Origin of the sequence: Streptomyces sp. NPDC059452 (assembly GCF_042750035.1) — a bacterium.
Classification (GTDB): Bacteria; Actinomycetota; Actinomycetes; order Streptomycetales; family Streptomycetaceae; genus Streptomyces.
The window spans coordinates 110,456-136,667 of record NZ_JBHYVE010000025.1; the positions used below are offsets into that span (position 1 = coordinate 110,456).

The following is a 26,212-nucleotide window of genomic DNA, read 5'->3' on the forward strand; positions in this document are numbered from 1 at the left end:
AGGCACACAGCCCGTACGGCGGTCCGGGCAGGGCTCCAGGCCCGGCAGCCGCGCCCGGTGACCTCGGAGCCGTACTTCTGGCCTCGGAGCCGCCGCCCCGGCCTGGGAGCCGTACTCCCGGCCCCGGAGCCGTACTCCCGGCCCCGGGCCGTACTTCATGATCACCGGTTCCGCCAACAGCGCCCGGTGGCCGCCCCTTTGCGGGTAAATTCCCCAACGGGGGCGGAAGAGCCGCGCGACCGCGGAACCTACGGAGGGGCACATGGAGAAGGCCGGAACAGGGCGTTCGCACGGGTCGCGAGGACGGTGGTGCGGGCGCTGCTCGCCGGGGTCATCGGTGCGCTCGCGGGGATCGTCGCCTACTCGGTCAGCCAGACGGGCGGCCAGCGGCTCTCCATTCTGGTCGGTGGGCTGATCGGTGTCGCCGCGGTGCTCGGGGCGGACCAGTACCGCCGGTCCGTGCAGCTCACCGAGGTGCGGCTCGTCCTGCCGGGCAGCGAGATGACGTTCGCCGCCAACACGGACATGCGCCAAGCAGCCCTGCGGATGTTCTTCCAGGCCTCGACCCGGGTGGCGACGCGGCCGCTCGACGACGACAGCGGCAGCCTCCGGGAGGCCCTCACCTCGCTCAAGGCGCTGTTCGACCTGTACCGGGAGCCGCTGGAGTCCGGCTCCGCCCCTCCCCCGCCGGCCCGGGGCGACTCCGTCCACGAGCTGGTCCTCGACATCCTCAACTTCGAGCTCGCCCCCTTCCTCGCGAAGTGGCACCCCCGGCTGAAGGCGTACGAGGACGCGCACCCCGGCGCGGGGGACTCCGCGTGGCCGGAGAACGCCGCGTTCCGCGAGGAGCTGCGGGCCCTCCAGCGGAATCTGCGCCCCTACGTCCTGGGGCTGGGCAAGATCGCCGGGCTCCGCGACCCCGAGCGCCATCTGCGGCGCTCCGCCTGGCACGCGGGCCACATCGCCCCCTCCGTGCCCGGACACCGGCCGCCCGGTGACGACGCGCCCGGCGGCCCGGCGGCGGGGGACGGCACGCCCGGTCACCGCCCCGGCCGGGACGGTTCGGCCGGTTGAGAGGCCCGGAGTCGCCCAGCGGGGTCATGTCGCATGATGGGAAGGTGACGATCTTCCTTCCGTCTGCCGCCCGATGAGGACCACGCCGATGCCCCGCCCGAGAAACGCCTCCGCAAGCCGGCCTCCCCAGCCGGAATGGGACGTCTTCCTCAGCTACAGCCGCTCGGACGCGGAGAAGACCGGCGTGCTGGTCTCCGCGCTGCGGGACCAGGGGCTGCGGGTCTTCGTCGACGACACCGCCGTGGACGACTTCACCTCGATCACCGCCACGATCATCCGGGGCCTCGCCCACTCCAAGGTGCTCGTCGCGCTCTACTCGGCGGACTACCCCCGCCGGCGCGCCTGCCAGTGGGAACTGACGTACGCCTATCTGTCGGGGCAGCGCGAGGGCGACCCCCGGCGGCGGACGCTCGTCGTCAACCCCGAACACGGCACCAACCATGTCCACCCCGTGGAGCTGCGCGACGCCCGGCACTGGCCCTGGCCCGGCGTACCGGAGGACGCGGACCGGCTGGCGGCCCGCGTCGCCGCGCACACGGCCACGCTCACGACGCCGATGGGGCACGGCTCCGCCGGGCCGCAGGTGCCGTGGCTGCCCGCCCCGGCCCGCACCGGAACGGTGCACTTCGTGGGCCGCCTCACCGAACAGTGGCACCTCCACACGGCCCTGCACCGGCACCGCGCCCCGCTGGTGGACCGGTCGGGCACCGGACGCTCCGCCCAGCTGCGGGGCATGCCCGGGATCGGGAAGACGGCGCTGGCCCAGGAGTACGCCCTGGGGTTCAGCTCCGCCTACCCGGGCGGGACCTTCTGGTTCGACCTCCAGGCGAGCCAGGACTCGACCGGAGCCCAGCCCATGGAGCTGTACGCGGAGCAACTGGCCACCGTGGTCTCGGCCCTGGGGCTGGGCACCGAGGAGCTGGCCGTCCCCGACCTGCTCAGCCGGCTGGCCGTCTTCCTCGGGGAGCGGAACGCGCCGTGCCTGTGGGTCGTCGACGGGGTCCCGGACGGCCTGACGGAGGAGGAGCTGCACCTGCTGCGCGGACCGCACCTGCTGGCCGCCACGCTCATCACCACCCGGTCCCTGCGCTTCTCCGCCTTCGCCGAGCCGATCGACCTGGCCCCGCTGCCCGACGCCGACAGCTACGTCCTCATCAGGTCCCTGCGCGATCCGCGCGACGACCTGGACCGGGCCGCCGCGCTCGCCCTGGTCCACGACGTCGGCGGCCACCCCCAGGCGCTCGGGCTGATCGCCCGTCTCGCCGCCACCACGGACTTCCGCCACGTCCGCAACCGGCTGCACGCCTCCGGAACCGACGTCCTGTCCACCACGCCCGTCGCCGCGGACCACTGGGGCAGCGCGTTCGCGGAGACCGCCCGGCCGCCCCTGGCGTCCGTCCTGCTCGAACGGCCGCTGTCCGGACACAGTCCCGTCAACGACGTCCTGCGGCTGTTCGCCCTGGCCTGCCCCGCCCCGCTCTCCCAGGCCACGCTGGAGAACGTCCTCTCCACCCTCGATCCCTACGATCCGTGGGAAGCGGCCCCGCTGGTCGCCGAGGCGGTCGACACGCTGCTCGGCTCCGGTTCGCTGCGCCCCGACCCCGACCGGGACCGCTGCTGGACGATCCATCCGCTGCTCGCCCGAGCGGTGCGGCGGCACGACGTGTCCACCGCCCGTCAGGAAGACCTCCGCCGTATGTTCCTGCACGCCCTCGGGTCGCCCCCGGCAACGGCACCGGCCCCGGCCCCGGCCCGTACGCCCGTCGTCGGTCCGGTGGTCCGTCACCCCCGCCCGGTACCGGTCCCGCCGGGTGCAGGTGCGGTCCGTGCGGCCGGTGGTCCCGGGCCGGTCGAGCGGGCCGCCGCCTTCGATCTGCAGGTCGAACTCGTCACCCGGGTCGGTGTCCAGCCCCTCGAACCGGGCCAGGGTTCCCTGCGCGAGGCCCTCAACTCGCTGCACTCCCTGTTCTCCACCACCCGTGAGGTGCTGCACCGGGTGGCCACCGAGACCACGGCACCGCTCACCCTTCCCGTCATCGCCTCCGGCCTCGCCAACCGCCATCTGCGGCCGTTCCTCTCGGCCTGGCACCCCGCCCTCCAGGAGCACGAGGCGGCCCGCCCGCCGGGAACGAGTCCCACCGAGCACGAACGGCACTGGGAGCGCTCGGCGCAGATGCGTAAGGACCTGGCCGAACTGCGCACCCCGCTGACCCTCACCGTCCGGGAGCTGGCCACGGTCTGCGGGATCGACCTGCTGGCCCCGGTGGACCCTCCGGTGTGAAGCGGCGCTCTACTCCCCTTCGGGCCCGGGGCGCAGGCACCGCTGGGCGGCCGCGATGAAGGCCTCCTTCGCGTCCTCCAGATCGTCGGGCCGCGCGTTCCTGCGGAGGCCGTCGGTGATCTGCCGCGCGGCCGCGTACACCTCGGGCGGTCCCTCCAGGGCGACTTCGGCGAGAGCCGTCGGCAGGGCGACCGCCTCCTCCTCACCGCCGACTCCGGTCCGGGCAGCCGTGACAGCGCGCTCGGCCGCGTGGAGGAACCGTACGTAGGTCTGCCGACGCAGATCGAGTACGCGGACCGCGGCCTGGTCCCGCAGGGTCATACGGACCGTCTCCAGCGCGGCTTCGGCCTGCCGCTCACCGGCCAGCCGGGCGGCGTCGGCCTGGCGGATCCCGGCGCTGCGGCTGTACCAGCCGGTGACTGCGCCGCCCACGATGGCCGCGCCCGCCGTCATCAGTGCGATCACCCATTCACTCATGCCCGGCATTGTCACGCCCGGCCGTCGGCGGCCGCCGCCCACTGCTCCGATTGGGACCTGGATCACGTGCGGCCGGGGCGGGGAAGGCGCCGAGGATACGATTCCCGTATGCCGTCCGAACCGAAGAGAGGGGCTCTGGTGTGGCAGAACTTCCCCTCCCCGCCCAACTCCCACGGTAGAATTCATGATTGAAGCGACGGGCGACGGGCGACGGGCGACGGGCGACGGGCGACGGGCGACGGGCGACGGGCGACGGGCGACGGGCGGACAGTTCTTTTTGCCGTGAGGTCTGCGGTGGCGCTGTACCGGCTGCTCGACGTGCTGCCCGTATTCGCCGGTGACGACCGGATCAGCACCTCCTTCACCCTCGTACCGGGCTCGGAGTTCAGCGCCGACGCCCTGGCGGCGGTCGACGGTTCCGGGGCGCGCATCGTCCCGTGGGAGCAGGCGCTCTCCACCGCCTACGACCTCGTGCTGGTGGCCAGCCCGAAGGGTGATCTGCGCCTGTTGCACGGCCACCGGGTGCTCCTCCCGCACGGTGCCGGTTTCAGCAAGACGATCCGTGGCGAGGGTTCGCCCGGTTCCGCCTCCGGTCTGGATCCGAAGTTCCTGCTGCCCGGCGAGGACACGGGGGAGGACACCGGGAAGGCGACGGCCGAGGGCCGGTGGGCGACCGTGCACGCCCTCGCCCACCCCCACCAGGTCGACCGCCTGCGCGCCGCGAGCCCGCGTGACGGGGAGCGGGCGCGGGTGGTGGGAGATCCCACCCTGGAACGCCTCCTCGTCTCGCGCTCCCTCCGCGACCGCTACCGCGCCGCGCTCGGCACCGGAGCACGGCAGCTGGTCGCGATCACGTCCACCTGGGGCCCCCGGTCGCTGCTCCGGCAACGCCCGGGCCTCCCGGCGGAGCTGGCCGCCGTGCTGCCCCACGACACCCATCAACTGGCCCTGGTCGTGCACCCCAACGAGCGTGCCCGGGCCGGTGACTTCGAGCTGAGGGAGCATCTGGCACCCGCTCTCGACGCGGGCATGGTGTTCGTCGGTGCTCATGAACAGTGGGCGACCACGCTCATCGCGGCCGACGCGCTGATCACCGACCATGGGTCGGCGGCCCTGTACTACGCGGCGGTGGCCGACCGCCCGGTGCTCGGCGCCTGTGACGGGGGCGACGAGCTGATCGCGGGCAGCCCGATGGCCCGGCTGCTGGGGGCGGTGCCCCGGCTGGGCCCGGCCGGGGAGATCCGGCGGCGGCTGAGGGCCTACCGCCCGGGGGCCGGGCAGGACGCGGCTCGGGCCGCGTTCGCCGAGCAGGGGCGCGCCCTGGACCGTATGAAGGAGCTGCTCTACCCGCTGATCGGCCTGCCCGCGCCGCCCGCCCCCGTCGAGCCGCGCACACTGCCCACCGCCTCCCCCACGACCCGTACGCCGACCGCCTTCGACGTCTTCGTCGACCGGGACGGGGACCGGGTGCGGGTGGACCGCTTGCCCGCCCACGTGGGGCCGCCGGGACACCATCTGGCCGTGGAGGAGGGTGCGGCCGGCGAGCGGAGCGTCCGGAGTGCCGGGTTGCTCTACCGCCGCCCCCTCGCCACCGGCCCCGGCCCGCTGGACACCGCGTGGACGGCGGGCGGCTGGTCGGCCCACGTGCTCGGCCAGTACCCGGGCTGCCGGGCCGCGGCCGCCGTGCTGTCCTGCGGGACGAGCGTCCTGCGGGTACGGGGCGGGGACCGGCTGTTCGCCGTGCGGATCGAGCCCCTGGCGGAGGGCGGCCGTGTGGTGCGGGCCGATCCGGCGGCGGCGCTCTCCGCCGTGCACTCCTGGGTGGCGAAGCGGGAGGACCCGCCCGCCTCCTTCCTCTGCCTGCTCGGTGACCGCGCCTTCCGGGTCCTGGTCTCCCCCGCCACGGCGGCCGAGCAGGACCGGACCTTCTGACCCGCGCCCCCCTGGCCCGCTCACACCGCGGTCTGCACGAAGGGCCTCAGGCCAGTCCGTGCCGGCGCCTGAGCTCTTCGGCGGCGTTCCGGTGCTCCTGGGCCTCCTGGGTGTTGCCCTCGTCCTCCGCCACCTGTGCCAGGGCGTCCAGCACCCCGGCCGTCCCGATGTCCGACTTCCTCGCCCGGGCCGCCGCCAACGACGCCCGGATGTGGGTACGGGCCTCGCCGGTCCGGCCGACCAGGCGGAGCGCCTGTCCGAGGGCGAGCCCCGTCCGGCCCGTCATCCGCACCCGCCCCAGCTCCTGAGCCGTGCGGTGGGCCTCGGAGAGCAGGTCCACCGCGGACTCCGGATCGCCGAGCTTGAGGTGGGCCTCCCCCAGGCGGTAGGTCAGCAGCATCTCGCCGTACGGGTTGGGGATGGCCCGGTGCAGGGCCCGGGACTCCTCGAAGTCCCGGACGGCCGTGGCCCAGTCGCCCCGTACGCCGTTCAGCGTCCCCCGGAACTCCACGACGGAGGCGCGCAGCTTCGCGTCCCGCTCCGAACCGCCCAGCAGCCCGGCCGCGCCCGCCGCGTGGCGCAGCGCTTCACCCGCGTCGTCGGTCCTGCCCGACTGCCAGAGCGCACGGGCCAGTTGGGAGTTGGTGCGGACGATCGCGGGGACGTTTCCGGCGCGTACGGCAGCCTCAGTGGCCGTACGGAAGACCTCGGTCACATCCGCCTGGTGCGGGTGGTCGAGGAAGAAGGTCCACACCGGCTCGCTGAGCATCCACGCCTCGGCGTCCCAGCCCCGTGCGTCGGCGAGCCGTACACAGGCGAAGAGCGTGTGCCGCTCGTCGTAGAGCCACCGCGCGGCCCGCAGCTTCCGTGCTTCGGCGACCGTGGCGTCCTCGGCCGACTCCGGGTCCTCCAAGTGGGTGTCCGGGGCCCCTCCGAGCGGGGGCACCGCCTCGGCGACGGTCAGCCGCCGGCCTGCGGCGAACCGGTCCGCACGCTGGCTCTGGCGCAGGATCCACCGTACGAACCGGAGCTGGGCCGAGGCCAGTTCACCATCGGCCGCGTCCAGCCGGGCCCGCCGCCGGGCATGGTCCCCGAGCCACTCGGGAAGCCGTACCCGGCCGTCCTCCCGGTGCAGCAGGTCCCGGATGTCCAGGAAACCGGCCCGGTTCAGCTCCTGCAACGCGTCGTCGCAGGCGTCGCCGCCCAGCCCCAGCAGCGCCGCCGCGGCCTCCCTCGTCAAGGAGATGTCGGGGACACCGGCCAGCAGGCGGTAGAGCAGTGCGGACGACGGCTGTAACTCCCGGTACGTCTCGTCCCAGAGCGATTCCACTTCCGTGATCCCCTTCTCGCGGAACTGCTCGGTCAGTTCGGCCAGCAGCCGGGGCAGGGGGAGCAGCGGATTCCTCCGCACCCAGGCGCCCGCGGCACGCAGCGCGGCGGGGAGCCCGGCGCAGAGCCGGGCCAGCTCTCCGGCCGCCGCCGGATCCCCCGTCAGCCTGCGGTCCCGGACGAGGAGGTCCAGGAGCTCCAGCGCCACCGGCTCGGGGAAGGGCGACAGCGCGATCTCCAGCGCCGTGCCGTCGGCGAGGTCGTGGAGGGGGCCGCGGCTCACCACGAGGACGAGGGCCGCCCCGGACGGCGGCAGCAGCGGCTCGACCTCGGAGGCGTACTTCACGTTGTCCAGGACCACGATCAGCGGTTCGCCGCTCGTCATCCGCCGGTACTGCCTGCACCGGGCGTCGAACCGGGGCGCGAGCGCCTCCACTCCGAGGGTGTTCAGCAGTTGACCGAGCACATCTCCGACGTCGAGCTCACCGCGCAGCCGGAACCGGTCGAGGTCGGCGCTCAACACCCTGGCCCCGGTCCGCGCGTGCAGCGTACGGGCAGTCCTGAGGGCGAGTTCCGTTCTGCCCAGCCCGGCCGGTCCCCACAGCACGACGGGGAAGGGCCGGTCGGGGGCGGTCCACCCCTCCAGCCCGGCGAGGATCTGCGCCCCTTCGCTCTCCCGGTCGACGAAGTGCGCGACCTCCGGCGGAAGTTCAGTCGTCATCCTGGTCCGGCCCCGTCCGTGCGATCAGCATTCCCCAGCCGAAGAGTACGCAGGATCGCGGTGAAACGGACAGGATGCCGGGGTCGTGTCCGATACCGCCGGGTGGCGGACGCGGCTGCGGCCCCCGGTGGAGCCCCCGACGGAGCCGGACCGGGGGTCAGCGCGGGTCGTCGGCGAGAGGCCGGACAGGCGGGCCGGGCTGCTCCACCGGGCGGGGCCGATCCGGGGGCGGGGCGTCCGGCGTGGCCGCCAGGGCCCGTTCGAGGTCGTCCAGGGCCCGGCGGGCCGTCGCGATCCGGTCACGGAGCAGTGCCGGGTCACCGGTGTACGGGGGGTGCGGCGCCCCGGACCGGTCCCGGGCGGTGTCCGCGGCCTCCTCCTCCGCCTCCATGGAGCGGGCCTCGTCCAGGGAAGTGATCACGACCCCGATCAGTACGTTGACCAGCACGAACGAGGCAAGCAGAACGTACGAGGCGTAGTAGAGGATGCTCCATCGGGAGATCTCCAGGCCCGCCCGTACCGCATCGCCGAGGCCGTCCAGGGTCATCAGCAGGAAAAGGGTGAGCACCGCGCGGCCGAGGGAGCCGAAGTGTTCCGGGTCGTCGGCCGCGAAGCAGATCCAGCCGACCATCGCGTACAGATAGAGCAGCAGACCGCCGACGAGGAGGAAGCTGGCGGTGCCGGGCAGGCTTCTGCCGACGGCGACCAGGATGATCCGCAGCTGGGGCAGGAAGCGGGCCGCGCGGAGCACCCGGGCCAGCCGGAGCAGGCGCAGGACGGTCCCGTTCTCGCGGATGACCGGCAGGAGGGCGGAGAGGACGACGGCGAGGTCGAAGAGGTTCCACGGGTCGCGGAAGAAGGCTGCGGGGCGGTCGGCGTGGGCTCCGGCACGCAGCAGGATCTCCACGGTGAACGCGGTGAGGAACGCGTACTCGACGACGCGTAAGCCCAGGTACCAGCGGCCGACGAGGCCGGAGTACGTCTCGATGCCCAGGACCGCCGCGTTGGCGAGGATCAGGGTGAAGACGGCGACGGCGAACCAGCGGGCCTCGGTGATCTCCCGGCAGCGTCCGGCCACTGCCTCCCGGCGGCGCGGGGCGCGCGCCGTACCGTCGGTCATCCTGCTTCCCCGGTCGTCCGTGACCGCCGAACAAGGGCGGCCTGAAAGGCGGTTGTACGGGGAGCCTGAACACAGAACCCGCGAACGGATACTCTACAGCCCTGTAGATTCAGCTCTGCCGGTCCGTCAGGAATCCGGACGACTCCTCGTCCGGTCGGCCCGGAGCAATCCGGTTGGCCCGGAGCAATCCGGTCGGTCCAGAGCAATCCGGTCGGCCCGGAGAAACCAGTCAGCCCCCCCAGAGAACCAGTCAGCCCAGAGAAAGCGGCCATCATGTTCGGGATCGGCGAGCTCACTATTCTTCTTCTGGTGATCGTGGCGGTGCTGGCCGTGAAGAGGCTGCCCGGCCTCGTGCGGTCGGCCGGGCAGGCCGCGCGCATCTTCAAGAGCGAGAAGCAGGCGCTCAAAAACGACGGCGCCGGCGCCCCGGACCGGCCGTCCCCCCACGTGATCCGCGGGGAGACGGCCGAGCGGGACGTTCCCTAACGGGCCGTCGGCGGGTGGAGCAGCCGGGCCAGGAGATCGTCGAGGCTGACCAGCCCGGAGAGCCCGCCCTCCGCGTCGCGTACGACGGCGATCGTCGCGCGGCGCTCGCGCAGCCGCTCCACGGCCTGGGCGGCCGTCTCGTCCCGCGTCAGTTCCGGTACGGGCCGGGCCAGGCCCCGCGCGCGGACGTCCCGGCCTCCGGCGCGGGCGACCAGGGCGTCCCGGGCGTGCACCGAGCCCAGGACCCGCTCCCCGTCCCGTACCAGCAGGCGGGTACGGCCCGCGGCGGTGGCGGCGGCCAGGATCCGGTCGAGGTCCGCGTCCGCGGGTACGGTCACGATCTGCTCGGCGGGGATCTGGAACGCGGCCACCGGGGTCTGCGGCTCGGTCAGGGACCGGGTTACCAGTCCGGAGTCGCCCTTGCTGATCAGCCCGAGGCGTTCGGACTCCTCGATGAGGTGGGTGAGCTGGTCGCGGTTGTGCACGGAGGTGAGCTCGTCGCGCGGGGTCACCCGGCAGAGCCGTACCAGCGCGTTGCTGATCGCGTTCAGCATCCGGATCAGCGGGCGTACGACCTTGACCACGGCGCGGAACGCCGGGCTCAGGAGCATCGCGGAGCGCTCCGGGTGGGCGATGGCCCAGGACTTGGGCGCCATCTCGCCGACCACCATGTGCAGGAAGACCACGATGATCATCGCCAGGGCGAAGGCGATCCCGTAGCTGAGCGCGGCCGGGAGTCCGAGCCGCTCCAGCAGCGGGTCCAGTTCGTGCGAGATGGCGGGCTTGGAGAGGGAGCCGAGGCCCAGGGTGCAGACGGTGATGCCGAGCTGGGCGCCCGCGAGCATCAGGGACAGCTCACGCATCCCGGCGAGGGCCGCCTTGGCGCCGCGCTGCCCGGCGAGGGCCGCCTGTTCCATGCGGTGGCGCTTGGAGGCGACGAGGGCGAACTCGGCGGCGACGAAGAAGCCGCTGCCGATCAGCAGCAGCACGGTGACGAAGAGCGCCATGGGGAAGCTCATGTCTGCGGCTCCTGTTCGATACGGACGTACTCGGCCACGTGCCGGTCGAGCGTGCGGACCTCGATCCGGACGCCGGAGACGGTGAGCCGGTCCCCGACGGTGGGGAAGCGGCCGAGCCGGTCGATGATGAGACCGGCGAGGGTGTCGTAGTCGCCCTCCTCGGGCAGCACGATGCCGGTGGCCTCCTCGATCTCGTCCAGGCGGCGCCCCGCGTCCACCACCCAGCCGGCTCCGTCGGCGACCGCGAGCTCGACGACCGTGTCGGACTCGTCGGCGATGTCCCCGACCAGCTCCTCGGCGATGTCCTCGTACGTGACGATGCCCGCGAGACCTCCGTGCTCGTCCAGGACGACGGCGAACTCGTCGTCCCGCTCCCGCATCTGCGCGACCGCCGCGGGGAGTTTCATGATCTCGGGCAGCAGGAGCGGGCGGCGGGCCAGCTCACCGGCGGTGGTGCGGCCGACGTCGGCGGTGGGCAGCCCCATCAGCTCCCGTACGCCCAGCACTCCGGCGGGGTCGTCGGGGTGGTCGCCGAGCACGGGGTAGTTCGAGTGGCCGTGCCGGGCGATCAGTTCGACGGCCTCGGAGGCCATGGCCTCGCGGCGCACGAAGGTGACATCGGCGCGCGGCACCATCACCTCGCCCAGGTTGCGCTCGGAGAACTCCAGCGCGTGGTCGACGAGTTCGGCCGTGGCGGCGGGCAGCTCGCCCTGTTCGTGGGACTCGCCGATCAGATGGCCGAGCTCCTCCAGAGTGGCGCCGTGGTGCAGCTCCTCGACGGGTTCGATGCCGATGCGGCGCAGGAGCCGGTTGGCCGCGCTGTCGAAGATGTGGATGAGCGGGCCGACGACCCGCAGGTAGATCAGGGTGGAGGTGGCCAGCGACTTCGCGAGCCTCTCCGGGACGGCGAGGGCGAGGTTCTTGGGCGCGAGTTCGCCCAGCACCATCTGGATGAAGGTGGCCAGGACGAACGAGAGCACCACGGAGATGGCCGACACCGCCCCGCCGGGCAGGCCGATGGCGCCCAGGACCGGGCGCAGGAGCGTGGAGACGGACGGTTCGGCGAGGAAGCCGACGATCAGCCCGGTGACGGTGATGCCGAGCTGGGCACCCGAGAGCATGAAGGAGAGCCGCTCCAGGACTCTCACGGCACGGGCGGCCCGCTTGTCACCGGCCGCCGCCTCGCGGGAGAGCGTCAGGCGGTCGGCGGACACATAGGCGAACTCCTGGGCCACGAAGTAGCCCGTTCCCGCGGTCAGGACGATCACGGCCAGAAGACCGAGCAGGGCGGCGGTCATCGCCCACCCGCCCGGTGCGGGGCCGGTACAACACTCGATGGAGTCCTAGGGTCGGACTCCGAAGGCCCCGAAGGGCCCGTACTGGCGGACAACGCGTAACTCCTCATCCGGCTGGGGGCTCCAGCCAACGAATCGGTCGGTGCTCACCGGACCGGTGACGGCCGGCGACACTCGGGGCCGATTCTCCCTGCCCGTGGGAGACGAATCCGCCGTACGCCCCGCCGGGTCAGAGAACTCTACAGCCACGTAGACCTCAGGAGACAGGAGCCCCGCCTGGCTCGATTCCATCGGCCTCCGGAACCGCGGGGAACTCCTCCGCCGCCCCGCGCAGTTCTGCTGGCGGCCCCTCCCGGGGCCACCCGCCGGCACGGCGGAGGAACGAGTTCTCAGGAGGCAGCAGTGGCCCAGATCGACCTGGACAAGGTGCTCGACAAGGCTTACGCGGACAAGGACCTGACCACCATCCTCGCGGCGCCGGTCTCGGCGCTGAAGGGCGTCTCGGACCGTGACGGCGAGCTGCTCCAGGAAGCGTTCAACGTGAAGACGGTGGCAGATCTGGCCAACTTGAAATACGCCCGCTGGGCCCAGGCCCTCGCCGCGCTGGACGTCGGCTCGCGCTGATCCGTCGCCCCCGGCCCACCGGTGTCTCCGGTGGGCCGGGGGCGCTCAGGGCCAGGGCTCAGGGCCGGGGCTCAGGGCCGGGCGCCCCGGTGGCCAGACGCTCGGGCCCGGGGACTCACCGGCACAGGGCCGGGCGTTCGGCCGGAAGCGCTCCGGGGCCCGGGGGTTGCAGCGGTGTCGGGCCCGTGGGTTGCAGCGGTGTCGGGTCCGGGGCTCACAGCGGTGTCGTCGCCGCTTGCAGGACCAGGAAGAGCGCGACGGCCGCGTTGAGCGCGGAGAGCGCGGATACGGTCGTGCCGGCGGCGGCGACGAACGCGGCGGCCCCGGCCGGGGTGAGCGCGGGCGGCCAGCCCCGGTCCGGGGGGACCGGGCCCAGGAGGGCGGCCACTCTGCGGGGCACCGGGCCCGCGGTGGCGAAGCCCGGGACGGCCGTGGCCCCGGGGCCCGGCCGGGAGATGAGCGCCGCCCGGCCGACCGCGCGGGCCGTCAGCCGGCGGTCGCCGGTGACCCGGGCCGCCTCCTCGTCCGCCCAGCGCTCGGTGGAGTAGACGAGAGCCGCCTGCAGGGGCCTCAGCAGCGGGTTGACGCACCCGGCCAGCCGGGTCGCGAGCAGCAGCCGGTGGTGGCGGCCCGCCAGGTGGGCCCGCTCGTGGGCGAGCAGCGCCCGGCGCTCCGCCGGTTCCAGGGAGGCCAGCATGGCGGTCGAGACCATGACCCGGCCCGGGGAGCCGGGCAGCGCGTAGGCGTACGGCACGTCGTCGGGCAGTACGGCGAGGTCGCCGCCCCCACCCGGCAGACCGGCGAGCGCCCGGTGGGCGCGGGCCCGGAAGCGGTAGTGGCGGTGGACGGTGAACCCGCAGGCCATCGTGACGGCGACGAGCGCGAGGATGGACGCCTTGCCCGCGAAGGCGTCGTGCGGCACGGCCTCGCGGACCTCGTCGTCGGACCAGCCGTCGGGCAGCGGGTTGCCGGGCAGCTGTGCGGTGCCGACCACCACCAGCAGCCCGAGACAGACCAGGCTGCAGGAGGCGAGGATCACGGCGACGGTGGTCAGCAGACGTGCGGCTCTCCGTGGGTGCAGGTGCTGCTCGGCCAGGCGCGCGATCGGCAGCGCGGTCAGGGGCAGAACCAGGGGCAGATACACGAAGACGCCCATCGTCAGCCCTCCGGCCGGTCCGTCGGCGCGCCGGGGGCTCCGGGGCCGCTCTCCGCGAGCAGGGAGCGCAGCAGCTCCTCGTCGTCCGCCGACAGGACGGAGACGAAGCTGGAGAGCACCGCGTCCCGGTCGCTCTGCTTGTCGAGGAGGCGGCGCATGCGCAGCGCGGCGAGGCCGGCCTCGTTCGCCACGGGCTGCCAGAGGACGGGGCGCTTGGGCCCGGTGCGGGTGACGGCCTGCTTGGCGTGCAGCCGGGTCAGGATGGTGATGACGGTGCTGTACGAGAGTCCGCTGCCGATCCGTTGGAGCACCCAGGCCGCGGTCACCGGTTCGGTCGCCTCGCCCAGCACCGACAGCACCTGGGCCTCCAGCTCGCCCTGGCCCCGCCTGCGGGCGGGCGTCTCTCTTCCGCCAACAGCCCCTTCGGTGTCCACCGTCCGGCCCCCTCTCCCTCGGCTGCCCGGTCACGGCCGTTCACCTGCCGGGCACCGGGAAATCGTATCCAGCCACCGACCCGCCGGTGACACCTCCGGCCACTTCCCACCGGCCCCGGAAAATCTACAGTGTTGTAGATTTCCTGGTGTGCCGCAGCGTGACCGCGCCGTCCTCCGTGGCGGTGCGGACACCGCGTACGCATCCGTCACCACGTAAGGGAGAACACCATGGGCGTGAGCCTGGCCAAGGGCGGAAATGTCTCGCTGACCAAGGAGGCTCCGGGGCTGACCGCGATCCTCGTCGGCCTCGGCTGGGACGTCCGTACGACGACCGGCACCGACTACGACCTCGACGCGAGCGCGCTGCTCTGCGACGAGTCGGGCAAGGTCCTCTCCAACGAGCACTTCGTCTTCTACAACAACCTGAAGAGCCCGGACGGTTCGGTCGAGCACACCGGCGACAACCTCACGGGTGAGGGCGAGGGCGACGACGAGATCGTCAAGGTCGACCTCTCCGCCGTACCGGGAACCGTCGCCAAGATCGTGTTCCCCGTGTCGATCCACGACGCGGAGGGGCGCGGCCAGAGCTTCGGCCAGGTCCGCAACGCGTACATCCGCGTGGTGAACCAGGCGGGCGGCGCGGAGATCGCCCGCTACGACCTCAGCGAGGACGCCTCCACCGAGACGGCGATGGTCTTCGGCGAGCTGTACCGGCACGGCGCCGAGTGGAAGTTCCGTGCGGTCGGGCAGGGTTACGCCTCCGGGCTGAGCGGCATCGTCGCCGACTTCGGCGTCGCTCTCTGACCGCACGACGCCGGTCCGGAAGCACCCAGCTCACCGAAGCCCGAAGCCCAAGCTCCCGAAGTCACGAAGTCACGAAGGCGGAATCATGACGATCAACCTCTCCAAGGGCCAGCAGGTCAGTCTCACCAAGTCCGGCGGCGGCGAACTCGGCATCGTCCGCATGGGGCTGGGCTGGAAGTCCGCGCCCCGCAAGGGCTTCCTGGCCCGGCTGACCGCCCGCGACATCGACCTGGACGCCTCGGCCGTGCTCTTCGCGGGCAAGGAGCCCCAGGACGTCGTCTTCTTCCAGCATCTGACGAGCGACGACGGTTCGGTCCAGCACACCGGGGACAACCGGGTCGGCGGGGCCGGTGAGGGCGGCGACGACGAGTCCATCGTCGTCGACCTGCGGCGCGTGCCCGCCCATGTCGACCAGATCATCTTCACGGTCAACTCGTTCACCGGGCAGACCTTCGAGGAGGTCGAGGCCGCCTTCTGTCGTCTGGTCGACGAGAGCAACGGGCAGGAGCTGGCGCGGTACACGCTGACCGGTGGCGGGCGGCACACCGCGCAGATCATGGCGAAGGTCCAGCGGGCCGGTGCGGGGTGGCAGATGACCGCCATCGGCGCGTCGGCCGACGGGCGCACCTTCCAGGACCTGATGCCCGCCGTCGCACAGCACCTGTAGCAGCGCCGTACCGACGGCCCGGGGCCGCAGGAACCCATGAGGGGGTCCTGCGGCCCCCACAGTTCACACAGCGATCGAGGGACAGTATGGGCAGGCCTTCCCGGCTCGGGGACGACGGCGGACGCGAAGGCGAGGACGGACTCGGGGACGGACGCGGGGACGGACGCGGGGAGTTCGGAAGCCTGGGGGACGGCGGCCTCGAAGGCGGTCTCCGGGATCCCGGGGACGCCGGGGCCGAGGACAGAGCCGACTACGCGAGCGTGCTCGACGAGGTGCTCGCCTCGGCGGAGATCCAGCGGCTGCTGGAGCGGTCGGGTGTCAGCGGCGGCCAGTTGCGCATCCGGGCCCTGGCCTCGGCGGCGCGGACGGCCCAGGCCGCCGCGCCGGAGTACCGGGCGTACGCGAACCTGCGGCGCGACCTCCAGGGCCGCCGCCGCGACAGCGGCCCCGCTCCCCTGTCGGGGCCGGGGCACCAGGAGCGGCCGGGCGCCGGGGCACTGGCGGTCCTGGGGGTGCTGACCCCGGTTCTCGCCGCCGTCGCCGCGACGACCTTCCTCCTGCTGGGGTACGGGCTCCGGCTGTCGGGCAGTCTGACGGCGCTCGCCGACACGCTCGTCCGGGTCGGCTGGATCAGCCTCGCCATCGCCGCGGCCACCGCCCTGATCAGCATCGTCGCCGTCTACCGCACCGCCGCGCTCCAGTCGGCGCCCGGTTCGCCGCCCGGGGTGGACCAGGCGGCCGACCTGGAGCGCGCCCGGCGGACCTGGCGCACCGCCCTGCGGGACCGGGGCATCCGGCCGTTCCTGCTCCAGGAGCTCGCCGAGGCCACCCCGGAGGAGACGCCCGGCCAGGGCTCGCGCTTCACCCCGCCCGCCTTCACCGCCCCCGACTTCACCGGTCCGGGCTTCTCGGGCCCCGGCTACCGGACCCCTGACACCGGATCACCGCACCTGCCCGACACGCGCCGCTGACACCCGCCGCCGACGTCCGGCCCGGGCGGCCTCGACGAGGGCGGTCATGACGCGGAGGTCCTCGCCCATCTCCGGGTGCCACTGGACCCCGAGCACCAGGCTCTCGCGGTCGGGGAGTTCCAGGGCCTCCACCGTTCCGTCGGGGGCGTGGGCGGAGGCGACGAGGCCGGTGCCCAGGCGGTCGACGGCCTGGTGGTGGTAGGCGGGGACCGTGGTCTGTTCGGGGACGGCCGCCGCGTACGCCGTACCGGGCACGGGGTCCACCGGGTGGCCGCCGAAGACGGCGTGGCCCCCGGTGTGACCGTCCAGGTGCTGGTGGAGGGTGCCGCCGAGGGCGACGTTCAGCAGCTGCATGCCCCGGCAGATGCCCAGCAGCGGGACGCCCTGCTCGATCGCGGCCTCGATCAGGGCGAGTTCCCAGGCGTCGCGCTCGCGGGCCGGAGGCCCCGTACGGGGGTCGGGGTCGGCTCCGTACCGTACGGGTTCGACGTCCGCTCCCCCGGCGATCACCACCCCGTCCAGGGCGGCCACGGTCTCCCGGGCCGCGTCCGCGGCCTCGTCCGGCGGCAGCAGCACCGCGAGTCCGCCCGCCGCCCGGACGAGGCGTGGGTAGGCGGCGGGCAGGAGCACGGCGGGCATCTCCCAGACGCCCCAGCGGGCCGGGTCCTGGTAGGTGCTGATGCCGATGACGGGCCGGGACATGGGACGGCTCCTTGGGTTGTCCGGTGACGGGGCGGGGGCGCGGGCGGGCGGTTGTCTCGTTACGGAATCGAGGGGGGCGCGGGTCGTGACGGTCAGCCGCGCTTGAGCTCCGCCTCCGCCGCCGCGAGTGCGGCGAACTCCTCCTCCGGGGCCGCCGCGACCAGCCGGTGGCGGCTGTAGAAGGCGAAGTAGGCGAGCGCCACCGCGTACACACCGAGTGCGATGAACGCCGCGTCCCGGTCCACCAGGAAGGTCGCCACCAGCGCCGAGCATGCCAGAACGAAGGCGACCGACGAGGTGCGCGCGCCGCCGGGGGTGCGGTAGGGGCGGGGCAGCTCCGGCTCACGGCGGCGCAGCACGATGTGGGAGAGGGCCATCAGGGCGTAGCTGATGGTGGCGCCGAAGACGGCGACGTTCAGCATCCGGCCGCCGTTGCCGCTCCAGGCGGCCAGGGTGAAGCCGATGACGCCGGGGATCAGCAGGCCGAGGTAGGGGGACTTGCGGCGGTTGGTGAGGGAGAGGAAGCGCGGCAGGTAGCCGGCCCGGGAGAGGGCGAAGAGCTGGCGGGAGCCGGCGAAGATGAGGGAGAAGAAGGAGGCCACCAGGCCCGCGAGGCCCGCGTAGTTGACGAAGCGGCTCAGGACGGTCGGCTCGCCGCTGCCCTGGAGGGCGACCACGAGGGGGTTCCCGGCCTCCTTGATGGCGTTGGCGCCCTGGGCCCCGGTGGCGGAGACGAAGGTGATGAGGGCCAGGAAGACCAGGACGGCGAGCGAGATGGCCAGGGCCTTCGGCATCGAGCGGACCGGGTCCTTGGCCTCCTCGGCGGCGAGCGGTACGCCTTCCACCCCGAGGAAGAACCACATGCCGAACGGGAAGGCCGCCCAGATGCCGAGGAGCCCGTACGGCAGCCAGGAGTTGGAGCCGAAGGCGGTGGGGTCGGCCGGGATGTCGTTGAGGCGGCCCGCGTCGAACTCGGTGAAGGCGCCGATGGCGAAGATGAGCAGGGCGGCCACCGCGATGGCGGTCACGACCAGGCTGAAGCGGAGCGCCTCGCCGACGCCCCAGAGGTGGATGCCGATGAAGAGCGCGAAGCAGGCGAGATAGACCGGCCAGCCGGATGTCAGTCCGAACAGGCCGAGCGATTCGACGTAGTCGCCGATGAAGAGGGAGATGGCGGCGGGGGCGAGGATGTACTCGATGAGGATGGCTGTGCCGGTGAGGAAGCCGCCCCAGGTGCCGAGCGCGCGCCGGGCGAAGCCGTAACCCCCGCCCGCCGTGGGCAGGATGGCGGAGAGTTCGGCCAGGGCGAAGACCAGGCAGGCGTACATGACGCCCATCAGGAGCATGGCCACCGCGAGCCCGCCGAAGCCGCCCTTGGAGAGGCCGATGTTCCAGCCGGAGAAGTCGCCGGAGACGACGTAGGCGACGCCGAGGCCGGTCAGCAGCAGCCAGCCGGCGCTGCCCCTGCGCAGGGTCCGGCGGTGCAGGTACGCGGCCGTGCCGGACGCCCCCGGGCGCGCTTCACCGGGTGGTCCGACGGGTGTTTCGGTTCCCTGAGCCATGAGGTGCTCCAGACGTGTGTCGACTCCGCCGACGGAATTCCGTCGCTCAAAGGTTCGTCGGCACACCTTTGTGGAACGGCGGCGGGAATGGCAAGGGGCCTGCGTTAAAGAGTGGTTACGGAATCCACCGCGCGGGGGCCGGTCAGGCCAGGAAGCCGCGCAGCAGCGCCGCCGTACCGGCGCAGTGTTCGCGCATCATCTCGCGCGCCGCCTCCGCGTCCCGGTCGAGCACCGCCTCCACGACGGCCGTGTGCTGCTGCTGGGAGTGCTCCAGGTTGCGCACCAGCAGGGGGATGCAGTCCAGCAGCTCGTTCAGGGTGGCGCGTACGGAGGCGTACTGGGCGGCGAGCGAGCGGGAGCCGGAGAGTTCGGCGAGGGTGAGGTGGAGCAGGGTGTCCTGGCGGCGGTAGTCCTCCAGCCGGGCGCCCTGGGTGGCCTCCAGGGCCGCGCGCAGCCGGTCCGCCCCGTCCGCGGCGAGCCCGTCGGCGCAGAGCCCGGCGGCCCCGGTCTCCAGCACCTCGCGGAAGCGCAGGGTGTCCTCCACATCGACGGCGGCCACCCGGCGCAGCAGTTCGTCGCTGCCGTCGGCGGCGTTCGCGCGCGGCAGGACGAACGTTCCGCCGTAGCGGCCGCGCCGGCTCTCGACCATGCCCTGGTCCTGGAGGACCTTGAGCACCTCGCGCAGGGTCACCCGGCTGACGCCCAGGTGCTGGGCGAGTTCACGCTCGGAGGGCAGCCGGTCGCCGGGCGGGACCAGGCCGAGGCGGAGCAGTTGCAGGACCTGCTCCAGGGTCTCCTCGAAGCCGTTGCCCGCACGGACGGGCCGCAGGACGGAGGAGAGCGGGCCGGGGCCGGTGTCCCCCGACTCCCCGGCCACCGGCTCGTCGCCGGCCTCGGGGGCGTTCTCCGCTGCCGCCGGACGGGTGCCGTCCGATCTCCTGCTGGTGACCATTCGCGGATTCCCTTCCCAAGCAATGGTTCTCTGTCATACCTTAAGCCTCCCGGTTCACCCAAGGAGGAATCCCGTGGCAGACCGCACACCCCCGCTCACCGTCGACGAGCTCCGTGCCCGCGTCGCGGACGGGTCGATAGACACCGTGGTGCTGGCCTTTCCCGATATGCAGGGCCGGCTCCAGGGGAAGCGGTTCGCAGCCGGGTTCTTCCTCGACGAGGTGCTGGAGCACGGTACCGAGGGCTGCAACTACCTGCTGGCCGTGGACACCGAGATGCGGACCGTCGACGGTTACGCGATGTCGTCGTGGGAGAACGGCTACGGCGACTTCGGCATGGTCCCCGACCCCGCCACGCTCCGCCCGGTCCCCTGGCACGAGGGCACCGCCCTGGTGATCGCCGATCTCGCCTGGCACGACCGCAGTCCGGTGGTGGCCGCGCCACGCCAGATCCTGCGCCGCCAGCTCGACCGGCTGGCCGCGCTCGGCTACACGGCGCAGGTCGGCACGGAGCTGGAGTTCATCGTCTTCCGGGACAGTTACGAGGAGGCCTGGGACCGCGACTACCGGGGGCTGACCCCGGCCAACCAGTACAACATCGACTACTCGATCCTCGGCACCGGCCGTATCGAGCCGCTGCTGCGCCGCATCCGCAACGAGATGCAGCAGGCCGGGCTGACCGTGGAGTCCGCCAAGGGCGAGTGCAATCCCGGCCAGCACGAGATCGTCTTCCGTTACGACGAGGCGCTGACCACCTGCGACCAGCACGCCGTCTACAAGACCGGCGCCAAGGAGATCGCGGCCCAGGAAGGTGTCTCGCTGACCTTCATGGCCAAGTACGACGAGCGCGAGGGCAACTCCTGTCACATCCATCTCTCCCTCACCGATGAGAACGGTGAGAACGTGATGGCGGGCGACGGGCCGGACGGCATGTCGGAGCTGATGCGCCACTTCCTGGCCGGTCAGCTCGCCGCCCTGCGCGACTTCTCCCTCCTCTACGCGCCCAACATCAACTCCTACAAACGCTTCCAGCCCGGCTCCTTCGCCCCCACCGCCGTCGCCTGGGGCGTCGACAACCGCACCTGCGCCCTGCGGGTCGTCGGCCACGGCCGCTCGACGCGCTTCGAGAACCGGCTGCCCGGCGGGGACGTCAACCCGCATCTGGCCGTGGCCGGGCTGGTCGCCGCCGGTCTGTACGGGGTCGAGCACCGGCTGCCGCTGCCGGATGCCTGTACGGGCAACGCCTACACGGGCCCGTACGACCAGGTGCCGACCACCCTGCGCGAGGCGGCCGAGCTGTGGGAGGCCAGCCCCATCGCCAAGGAGGCGTTCGGCGAGGAGGTCGTCGCGCACTACCTGAACATGGCGAAGGTCGAACTCGCCGCGTACGACTCCGCGGTGACCGACTGGGAGCTGCGCCGCTCCTTCGAACGCCTCTGACCGCCGGGGCGCAGCTCCGCCAGCCGGAAGATCACCACCAGCTCCCCCCGATCGAGGTCCGTTACGTGTCACAGCACCCCGCGGCGTCCGCCCTGGATGTCCTGAACCCGGCGACCGCCGAGGTCATCGCCACCGTGCCCGCCGCCTCCCCGGCGGACGTGGCCGCGGCCGTCGTCCGCGCCACCGCCGCGCAGCGCCCCTGGGCCGCCGCCGCACCCGCCGACCGGGCCAGGCTGCTGCGCCGCTTCGCCGCCGTCGTCGACGAACACATCGAGGAACTCGCCCGGTTGGAGGTGCGGGAGGCCGGGCACACCATCGGCAACGCCCGCTGGGAGGCGGGCAACGTCCGCGACCTCCTCGACTACAGCGCGGGCGGCGCGGAGCGGCTGCTCGGTCGGCAGATCCCGGTGGCGGGCGGTATCGACTTCACGGTCCTGGAGCCGCTCGGCGTCATCGGCGTCATCGCGCCCTGGAACTTCCCGATGCCCATCGCCGCCTGGGGTCTGGCCCCGGCGCTCGCGGCGGGCAACGCCGTACTCCTCAAGCCCGCCGAGACGACCCCGCTGACCGCTCTCCGGCTGGCCGAACTCGCCCTGGAGGCAGGGCTTCCCGAGGGGCTGTTCCAGGTGCTGCCCGGTGAGGGGCCGGTGGCCGGGAGCGCGCTGGTGGAGCATCCGGGCGTCGCGAAGATCGTGTTCACCGGTTCCACCCGGACCGGGAAGCACATCATGACCCGGTGCGCCGAGCGCGTGAAGCGCCTCACCCTCGAACTCGGCGGCAAGAGCCCCAACATCGTCTTCGCCGACGCCGATGTCGAGGCCGCCGCCGCGGCCGCCCCGATGTCCTTCCTGGACAACGCGGGCCAGGACTGCTGCGCCCGGACCCGGATCCTGGTGGAGCGGTCCGTGTACGACCGTTTCCTCGACCTGCTCGCCCCGGCGCTCGCCGCCGTGGTGGTGGGCGACCCGGCCGACGAGAAGACGCAGATGGGCCCGCTCATCTCGGCCCTCCAGCTGGAGCGGGTGCGGGGCTTCGTCGACGGGGACCGCGCTGCCGACGGCGTACGGGCCATCCTCGGCAACTCCCCCGAGGGGCCCGGGTTCTGGTATCCGCCGACCGTGCTCGCCGGGGTGGCGGCCGATGCCCCGGTGGCCGTCGAGGAGGTCTTCGGGCCGGTCGCCGTGGTCCTGCCGTTCGACGGCGAGGAGGACGCCCTGCGGCTGGCGAACGACACCGACTACGGGCTGGCCGGGTCCGTCTGGAGCCGGGACATCGGGCGGGCGCTCCGCGTCGGCCAGGGGCTGCGGGCGGGCAACCTCTCCGTCAACTCGCACTCCAGCGTGCGCTATTCGACCCCCTTCGGCGGCTACAAGCAGTCGGGGCTGGGCCGCGAGCTCGGGCCCGACGCCCTGGCCGCCTTCACCGAGACCAAGAACATCTTCATCAGCACGGAGGCCTGAGCACCATGACCGACACTTCTTCCGTCTGCCGCCGCCTGGTCGGCCGCACCGCCGTCGTCACCGGAGCCGGCAGCGGCATCGGCCTGGCCGCCGTGCGGCGGCTGGCCGCCGAGGGCGCCCATGTCGTCTGCGCCGATGTGGACGAGGAGCGCGGCAAGGCCGCCGCCGAGGAGGCCCGCGGACTCTTCGTCCGTACGGACGTCACCGACGCCGAACAGGTCGACGCCCTCTTCAAGGCCGCATTCGACACCTACGGTTCGGTCGACATCGCGTTCAACAACGCGGGGATCTCGCCGCCCGACGACGACTCCATCCTGGAGACCGGTCTCGACGCCTGGCGCCGGGTCCAGGAGGTCAACCTGACCTCCGTCTACCTCTGCTGCAAGGCCGCCATCCCCTACATGCGCGGCCAGGGCAAGGGCTCCATCATCAACACGGCCTCGTTCGTGGCCCGGATGGGGGCGGCGACCTCGCAGATCTCGTACACCGCGTCCAAGGGCGGGGTGCTGGCCATGTCCCGTGAGCTGGGGGTGCAGTTCGCCCGCGACGGCATCCGCGTCAACGCGCTCTGCCCGGGGCCGGTCAACACCCCGCTGCTCCAGGAGCTCTTCGCCAAGGACCCGGAGCGGGCGGCGCGGCGGCTGGTGCACATCCCGGTGGGGCGGTTCGCCGAGCCGACCGAGATCGCCGCCGCCGTGGCCTTCCTGGCGAGCGACGACTCCTCGTTCGTCAACGCGACGGACTTCCTGGTGGACGGCGGGATCGCCGGGGCGTACGTCACCCCGGTCTGAGCCCGCACCATGAGCCCGCGTCGGCCCAGGGGGATTACGCCTCTCCCTGGGCCGACGCTCCCCTCAGCCGCTGCGAGCGGAGCACCAGCAGCATCTCGAAGCGCTGGTCGGGGTCGTCGATCGCGTCGCCCCACAGCTCGCGGATCTGCCGCAGCCGGTAGCGGGCGGTCTGCGGGTGGACGCCGAGCCGCTGGGCCACCTCGGGCGCTCCGCCGGGCGTCTCGATCCAGGCGAGGAGGGTCTCGGCCAGCCGCCGTGCGGCGGTCGGGCCCAGGCCGTCCAGCGGGGCGAGGCAGCGGCGGGCGGCCGCGTCGATCAGCTCCCGGGACGGCAGCAGCACCAGCTCCTCCGTGCGCTCGGTGCAGTGCAGTACCTCGCCCTGGGGCAGCAGGTTCTTCTTGATCAGCTGGACGGCGGTCTCCGCCCAGCGCAGGGAGGTCGCCGCGGCGGCCAGCGGCACCGGCGGGCCGATCGCGCCGGACCAGCCGGCGGTGGCCCGGCGCAGGGTCTCCGCCCGGCCCGCCGTCTCCGGGTCGGGGATGACGATGCGCGGCTGCTCGCTCTCCATCTCCAGCAGGATCCCCTGTCCCACCGCCGGGGCCACGGCCTCCCGGGCGGGGCGCATCAGCACACCCACCGCGATGGTCTCCGGCAGCTCCCAGCCGACCCGGGCCGCCCGCTCGGCGAGCGTCCGCGCCGAATCGCCGCGGGGCTCCACCAGCAGGAGGTCGATCAGCTGACGCTGGAGACGCAGCCGCTCGCTGGCGCGGCGGGCCGCGGCTTCCGCATAGCCCAGTACCGACTGTTCCACGAGCCCGTCCAGATACTCGAATCCCGATTCGGCGAGCTCGTACATGGCGGGGGCGGCGATGTCGACCTGCTGGCCGATCTCGGCGAACCTGCGCCAGGTGAGGCGGACCCCGAGCCGGTAGACGGCCTGGAGCGAGTCGAGGCTGCGGCCGTGCAGCCCCTCGCCCCGGCCGAACTCCTGGAACACCTCCGGCGGCACCCGGGGGTCGGCGGCGCCGGAGGCGAGGTGGCGTACGAAGCCCTCGATGGCCCGGCGGATGCCGACGAGCGCCATCGGCTCGCCGGACTCGTCCTCGACGAGCTGGAGGTAGGGGTAGTCCTGCCGGATCTCGGTGAGGATCTTCTGGGCGATCTCCGGCGCCTCGGCCAGGGCGATGGAGGCGAACCGCTCCACCTTCGACCGGGGCACCTCCTGCCAGGCGTGAGACTTCACGAGCCCGCCGACGCGGTCTCGTAGCTGATCAGCGGTGTATTGGGCTGCTCGGGCGTGGCGTCGAGCAGGGCCACGATGCCGACGGCGGCACCGACGGCGAGCGCGGCGGCCACCAGGGAGGTGGCGGCGGCGGCGATGAATCTGCGCATGGTCGGGTTCAGCTCCTTGCTGGAGTCGATCCCCACTCCGTGAAGCCGGGCCCCTCCGGCTGGAACACAGTGTCGACAGTCCATTGACATCCCGTCAAGGGCTTGCCTACTGTTCACGCGAATCAAGGGCTGACCGGCCCGGGGCCCGTGCACCTCCCGCGAAGAGATTCGACTCAGGAGTGCCCGGATGCACCGCAATGCTTCACCTCTGTCACTTTTCCTGCTGGGTGCAGGGGTCTTTCTGCTCGTCCTCGCGCCGCTGCTCGTCTGGTACGTCCAGCCGCAGGCCAAGCGCACCCCCATCGACATCGACACGACCACGGTCTTCACCGGGACCGGCAGCTACTTCGACACCGGCGAGGTGAAGACGCTCACGGGCAAGAAGATCACGATCACGCGCCAGGTGCGCGGGGACGTGGCCGAGGGCCTGAAGAGCGGCCACGCCGTGTGGGACGTGTCCACGTCGGTGGACCGCGACGAGACCCTGCCCGCCTCCGACCCGCGCGACGCCCTCCAGTGGACCCTGGAGCGCTGGGTGACCGACCGGTACACCAACGAACCGGTGCACTGCTGCAAGGAGACCCCGGTCTTCGACGGCGAGGCGTATCTCAAGTTCCCCTTCGATGTCGAAAGACGCGCCTACCGCTGGTGGGACGGCACCCTCGGCGGGGTCGTCCAGCTCGACTACGCCGGCAAGCAGAAGGTCCAGGGGTACGAGGGGTACCTCTTCAAGGGCACGGTCGAGCCGACCCGGACCGGGGAGCGGCAGGTGCCCGGCGTGCTCGTCGGCAAGCCCGGCTCGCCCCAGATCCTCGCCGAGGAGTGGTACTCCAACAGCGGCATCGAGCTGGTCGTGGACCGGCGGACCGGGCGCATCATCAACGCCGCGATCGGCCCGAAGAAGACGCTGCGCGCCCCGGGCTCCTCGAAGGACGCCGTCACGCTGCTGGAGAGCGAGCGGGTCGAGTTCACCAAGGCGACCCAGAAGAAGCAGGTCCAGCTCGCGTCGGCGGACAGTGACCGGCTGGCGCTGCTCTCCGGGACCGCGCCGGCCGGCGCGGTCGGAGCGGGTCTCGTGCTCGCGACGGTGGGTCTCGTACTCATCATCCGGGGGCGTCGAACGGAGCCGGAGGCCCCGAATACTCACATGATGACGAACTTGCCCACCTGAGTTACCGGCAAGTTGTCGCACCGGTGAGTAGCCGGGCGGGTAACCGTGGCGAAAACTGTCTATCCCCACCAAAGCACGGCCCCCGGTCTCGTTCTTCCCTTGTTCTCGCACGTCACAGCCCCGTTTCATTCACCCGTTCGAACCCGCTCCGCACCATCAGGGCCCCTCCCCTTTTCGCCCCGCTCGCCCCTTCTCATCACCTCTCATCCACCCTCGCCTCTCTTCATCCCTTCTCCGTGTTCTCCCAGCCCCCGCCCCTCGTCCCCAGCACACCGAGCCGAGTTGGAGCGCCCATGCCCCAGCACGTTCCTTCCCCGCTGCTCGACGCAGCCGCGCCACAGGGTCAGGGCCAGG

24 protein-coding genes are annotated in these 26,212 nt (G+C 72.6%); 12 read left to right on the forward strand and 12 right to left on the reverse strand.

The features are described 5' to 3' along the window. Positions 1 to 309: 309 nt before the first annotated feature. The gene (locus tag ACFW9Z_RS28160) at positions 310 to 1,074 is read left to right on the forward strand and encodes a hypothetical protein (RefSeq protein ID WP_384645384.1); all 765 of its coding nucleotides are present in this window, start codon (positions 310 to 312) and stop codon (positions 1,072 to 1,074) included. A gap of 88 nt (positions 1,075 to 1,162) precedes the next feature. Next, positions 1,163 to 3,355 carry a TIR domain-containing protein gene (locus ACFW9Z_RS28165; protein ID WP_384645385.1) on the forward strand — a complete coding sequence of 731 codons (2,193 nt, stop codon included), beginning with the start codon at positions 1,163 to 1,165 and terminating at the stop codon, positions 3,353 to 3,355. Between the two features lie 9 nt (positions 3,356 to 3,364). Here the strand turns inward: ACFW9Z_RS28165 and ACFW9Z_RS28170 are convergent, their stop codons facing one another. Beyond that, positions 3,365 to 3,832: a hypothetical protein gene (locus ACFW9Z_RS28170; RefSeq protein WP_384645386.1), complete on the reverse strand. Its 468-nt coding sequence runs from the start codon at positions 3,830 to 3,832 to the stop codon at positions 3,365 to 3,367. A gap of 282 nt (positions 3,833 to 4,114) precedes the next feature. On the opposite strand from ACFW9Z_RS28170, the gene ACFW9Z_RS28175 reads away from it, so the two are divergent. Further along, complete coding sequence (locus ACFW9Z_RS28175; protein ID WP_384645387.1) at positions 4,115 to 5,764, forward strand: translation initiation factor 2; 1,650 nt, start codon at positions 4,115 to 4,117, stop codon at positions 5,762 to 5,764. Positions 5,765 to 5,810: 46 nt separating this feature from the next. Here ACFW9Z_RS28175 and ACFW9Z_RS28180 read toward each other — a convergent pair whose 3' ends face one another. Next, on the reverse strand, positions 5,811 to 7,814 hold the full coding sequence (locus tag ACFW9Z_RS28180) for a regulator (protein ID WP_384645388.1): 2,004 nt from the start codon (positions 7,812 to 7,814) through the stop codon (positions 5,811 to 5,813). A 157-nt stretch (positions 7,815 to 7,971) separates the two neighbouring features. Further along, positions 7,972 to 8,934, reverse strand: coding sequence for an ion transporter (locus ACFW9Z_RS28185; RefSeq protein ID WP_384645389.1), 963 nt, complete (start codon positions 8,932 to 8,934; stop codon positions 7,972 to 7,974). 273 nt (positions 8,935 to 9,207) lie between these two features. Here ACFW9Z_RS28185 and ACFW9Z_RS28190 point away from each other — a divergent pair, with 273 nt between their 5' ends. Further along, a complete protein-coding gene (locus ACFW9Z_RS28190; RefSeq protein ID WP_384645390.1) occupies positions 9,208 to 9,420 on the forward strand; it encodes a twin-arginine translocase TatA/TatE family subunit in 213 nt (70 codons plus the stop codon). On the opposite strand, the gene ACFW9Z_RS28195 is transcribed toward ACFW9Z_RS28190, so the two are convergent. Both ACFW9Z_RS28195 and ACFW9Z_RS28200 read right to left on the reverse strand, forming a co-directional pair. Then, a complete protein-coding gene (locus ACFW9Z_RS28195; protein WP_384645391.1) occupies positions 9,417 to 10,439 on the reverse strand; it encodes a hemolysin family protein in 1,023 nt (340 codons plus the stop codon). The two genes, ACFW9Z_RS28190 and ACFW9Z_RS28195, sit on opposite strands and share 4 nt — an antisense overlap. Next, positions 10,436 to 11,737: a hemolysin family protein gene (locus tag ACFW9Z_RS28200; RefSeq protein WP_384645392.1), complete on the reverse strand. Its 1,302-nt coding sequence runs from the start codon at positions 11,735 to 11,737 to the stop codon at positions 10,436 to 10,438. Before ACFW9Z_RS28200 ends, ACFW9Z_RS28195 begins: the two co-directional genes overlap by 4 nt. A gap of 399 nt (positions 11,738 to 12,136) precedes the next feature. Here ACFW9Z_RS28200 and ACFW9Z_RS28205 point away from each other — a divergent pair, with 399 nt between their 5' ends. Continuing rightward, complete coding sequence (locus ACFW9Z_RS28205; protein WP_384645394.1) at positions 12,137 to 12,358, forward strand: hypothetical protein; 222 nt, start codon at positions 12,137 to 12,139, stop codon at positions 12,356 to 12,358. Between the two features lie 214 nt (positions 12,359 to 12,572). On the opposite strand, the gene ACFW9Z_RS28210 is transcribed toward ACFW9Z_RS28205, so the two are convergent. Both ACFW9Z_RS28210 and ACFW9Z_RS28215 read right to left on the reverse strand, forming a co-directional pair. Beyond that, the gene (locus ACFW9Z_RS28210) at positions 12,573 to 13,514 is read right to left on the reverse strand and encodes a M56 family metallopeptidase (RefSeq protein ID WP_384645395.1); all 942 of its coding nucleotides are present in this window, start codon (positions 13,512 to 13,514) and stop codon (positions 12,573 to 12,575) included. A gap of 2 nt (positions 13,515 to 13,516) precedes the next feature. Further along, positions 13,517 to 13,948 (reverse strand): BlaI/MecI/CopY family transcriptional regulator, encoded by a 432-nt coding sequence (locus tag ACFW9Z_RS28215; protein WP_384645396.1) that lies wholly within the window; start codon positions 13,946 to 13,948, stop codon positions 13,517 to 13,519. Positions 13,949 to 14,176: 228 nt separating this feature from the next. Between ACFW9Z_RS28215 and ACFW9Z_RS28220 the strand changes: the two genes are divergently transcribed. From ACFW9Z_RS28220 to ACFW9Z_RS28230, 3 genes are all read left to right on the forward strand, one after another. After that, positions 14,177 to 14,752 (forward strand): TerD family protein, encoded by a 576-nt coding sequence (locus tag ACFW9Z_RS28220; RefSeq protein WP_384645397.1) that lies wholly within the window; start codon positions 14,177 to 14,179, stop codon positions 14,750 to 14,752. 85 nt (positions 14,753 to 14,837) lie between these two features. Next, the gene (locus tag ACFW9Z_RS28225) at positions 14,838 to 15,419 is read left to right on the forward strand and encodes a TerD family protein (protein WP_384645398.1); all 582 of its coding nucleotides are present in this window, start codon (positions 14,838 to 14,840) and stop codon (positions 15,417 to 15,419) included. 86 nt (positions 15,420 to 15,505) lie between these two features. Continuing rightward, positions 15,506 to 16,390: a hypothetical protein gene (locus tag ACFW9Z_RS28230; RefSeq protein ID WP_384645399.1), complete on the forward strand. Its 885-nt coding sequence runs from the start codon at positions 15,506 to 15,508 to the stop codon at positions 16,388 to 16,390. Here ACFW9Z_RS28230 and ACFW9Z_RS28235 read toward each other — a convergent pair. The 3 genes from ACFW9Z_RS28235 to ACFW9Z_RS28245 form a co-directional block, all read right to left on the reverse strand. Continuing rightward, complete coding sequence (locus ACFW9Z_RS28235; RefSeq protein WP_384645400.1) at positions 16,361 to 17,092, reverse strand: gamma-glutamyl-gamma-aminobutyrate hydrolase family protein; 732 nt, start codon at positions 17,090 to 17,092, stop codon at positions 16,361 to 16,363. The genes ACFW9Z_RS28230 and ACFW9Z_RS28235 overlap by 30 nt on opposite strands. A 92-nt stretch (positions 17,093 to 17,184) precedes the next feature. Further along, positions 17,185 to 18,654: an ethanolamine permease gene (gene eat, locus ACFW9Z_RS28240; protein WP_384645402.1), complete on the reverse strand. Its 1,470-nt coding sequence runs from the start codon at positions 18,652 to 18,654 to the stop codon at positions 17,185 to 17,187. 142 nt (positions 18,655 to 18,796) lie between these two features. Continuing rightward, positions 18,797 to 19,606: a FadR/GntR family transcriptional regulator gene (locus ACFW9Z_RS28245; protein WP_384645403.1), complete on the reverse strand. Its 810-nt coding sequence runs from the start codon at positions 19,604 to 19,606 to the stop codon at positions 18,797 to 18,799. Positions 19,607 to 19,679: 73 nt separating this feature from the next. Between ACFW9Z_RS28245 and ACFW9Z_RS28250 the strand changes: the two genes are divergently transcribed. The 3 genes from ACFW9Z_RS28250 to ACFW9Z_RS28260 all read left to right on the forward strand — a co-directional run bounded on the left by ACFW9Z_RS28250 (position 19,680) and on the right by ACFW9Z_RS28260 (position 23,295). Next, complete coding sequence (locus ACFW9Z_RS28250) at positions 19,680 to 21,044, forward strand: glutamine synthetase family protein (protein ID WP_384645404.1); 1,365 nt, start codon at positions 19,680 to 19,682, stop codon at positions 21,042 to 21,044. 65 nt (positions 21,045 to 21,109) lie between these two features. After that, a complete protein-coding gene (locus ACFW9Z_RS28255) occupies positions 21,110 to 22,504 on the forward strand; it encodes an aldehyde dehydrogenase family protein (RefSeq protein ID WP_384645405.1) in 1,395 nt (464 codons plus the stop codon). Between the two features lie 5 nt (positions 22,505 to 22,509). Then, a complete protein-coding gene (locus ACFW9Z_RS28260) occupies positions 22,510 to 23,295 on the forward strand; it encodes a 3-oxoacyl-ACP reductase (protein WP_384645406.1) in 786 nt (261 codons plus the stop codon). A gap of 34 nt (positions 23,296 to 23,329) precedes the next feature. Here the strand turns inward: ACFW9Z_RS28260 and ACFW9Z_RS28265 are convergent, their stop codons facing one another. Both ACFW9Z_RS28265 and ACFW9Z_RS28270 read right to left on the reverse strand, forming a co-directional pair. After that, the gene (locus ACFW9Z_RS28265) at positions 23,330 to 24,538 is read right to left on the reverse strand and encodes a helix-turn-helix domain-containing protein (RefSeq protein ID WP_384645407.1); all 1,209 of its coding nucleotides are present in this window, start codon (positions 24,536 to 24,538) and stop codon (positions 23,330 to 23,332) included. Further along, positions 24,535 to 24,687, reverse strand: coding sequence for a hypothetical protein (locus ACFW9Z_RS28270; protein WP_384645408.1), 153 nt, complete (start codon positions 24,685 to 24,687; stop codon positions 24,535 to 24,537). Before ACFW9Z_RS28270 ends, ACFW9Z_RS28265 begins: the two co-directional genes overlap by 4 nt. Before the next feature lie 187 nt (positions 24,688 to 24,874). Here ACFW9Z_RS28270 and ACFW9Z_RS28275 point away from each other — a divergent pair, with 187 nt between their 5' ends. Beyond that, positions 24,875 to 25,858 carry a DUF3068 domain-containing protein gene (locus ACFW9Z_RS28275; protein WP_384645409.1) on the forward strand — a complete coding sequence of 328 codons (984 nt, stop codon included), beginning with the start codon at positions 24,875 to 24,877 and terminating at the stop codon, positions 25,856 to 25,858. Positions 25,859 to 26,212: the final 354 nt, after the last annotated feature.

Coding starts and splice junctions, on each gene's coding strand:
- ACFW9Z_RS28165 (WP_384645385.1), top strand. CDS start 1,163: ATGCCCCGCCCGAGAAACGCCTCCGCAAGCCGGCCTCCCCAGCCGGAA.
- ACFW9Z_RS28170 (WP_384645386.1), bottom strand. CDS start 3,832: ATGAGTGAATGGGTGATCGCACTGATGACGGCGGGCGCGGCCATCGTG.
- ACFW9Z_RS28180 (WP_384645388.1), bottom strand. CDS start 7,814: ATGACGACTGAACTTCCGCCGGAGGTCGCGCACTTCGTCGACCGGGAG.
- ACFW9Z_RS28185 (WP_384645389.1), bottom strand. CDS start 8,934: ATGACCGACGGTACGGCGCGCGCCCCGCGCCGCCGGGAGGCAGTGGCC.
- ACFW9Z_RS28190 (WP_384645390.1), top strand. CDS start 9,208: ATGTTCGGGATCGGCGAGCTCACTATTCTTCTTCTGGTGATCGTGGCG.
- ACFW9Z_RS28195 (WP_384645391.1), bottom strand. CDS start 10,439: ATGAGCTTCCCCATGGCGCTCTTCGTCACCGTGCTGCTGCTGATCGGC.
- ACFW9Z_RS28200 (WP_384645392.1), bottom strand. CDS start 11,737: ATGACCGCCGCCCTGCTCGGTCTTCTGGCCGTGATCGTCCTGACCGCG.
- ACFW9Z_RS28210 (WP_384645395.1), bottom strand. CDS start 13,514: ATGGGCGTCTTCGTGTATCTGCCCCTGGTTCTGCCCCTGACCGCGCTG.
- ACFW9Z_RS28220 (WP_384645397.1), top strand. CDS start 14,177: ATGGGCGTGAGCCTGGCCAAGGGCGGAAATGTCTCGCTGACCAAGGAG.
- ACFW9Z_RS28225 (WP_384645398.1), top strand. CDS start 14,838: ATGACGATCAACCTCTCCAAGGGCCAGCAGGTCAGTCTCACCAAGTCC.
- ACFW9Z_RS28230 (WP_384645399.1), top strand. CDS start 15,506: ATGGGCAGGCCTTCCCGGCTCGGGGACGACGGCGGACGCGAAGGCGAG.
- ACFW9Z_RS28235 (WP_384645400.1), bottom strand. CDS start 17,092: ATGTCCCGGCCCGTCATCGGCATCAGCACCTACCAGGACCCGGCCCGC.
- eat (WP_384645402.1), bottom strand. CDS start 18,654: ATGGCTCAGGGAACCGAAACACCCGTCGGACCACCCGGTGAAGCGCGC.
- ACFW9Z_RS28245 (WP_384645403.1), bottom strand. CDS start 19,606: ATGGTCACCAGCAGGAGATCGGACGGCACCCGTCCGGCGGCAGCGGAG.
- ACFW9Z_RS28260 (WP_384645406.1), top strand. CDS start 22,510: ATGACCGACACTTCTTCCGTCTGCCGCCGCCTGGTCGGCCGCACCGCC.
- ACFW9Z_RS28270 (WP_384645408.1), bottom strand. CDS start 24,687: ATGCGCAGATTCATCGCCGCCGCCGCCACCTCCCTGGTGGCCGCCGCG.
- ACFW9Z_RS28275 (WP_384645409.1), top strand. CDS start 24,875: ATGCACCGCAATGCTTCACCTCTGTCACTTTTCCTGCTGGGTGCAGGG.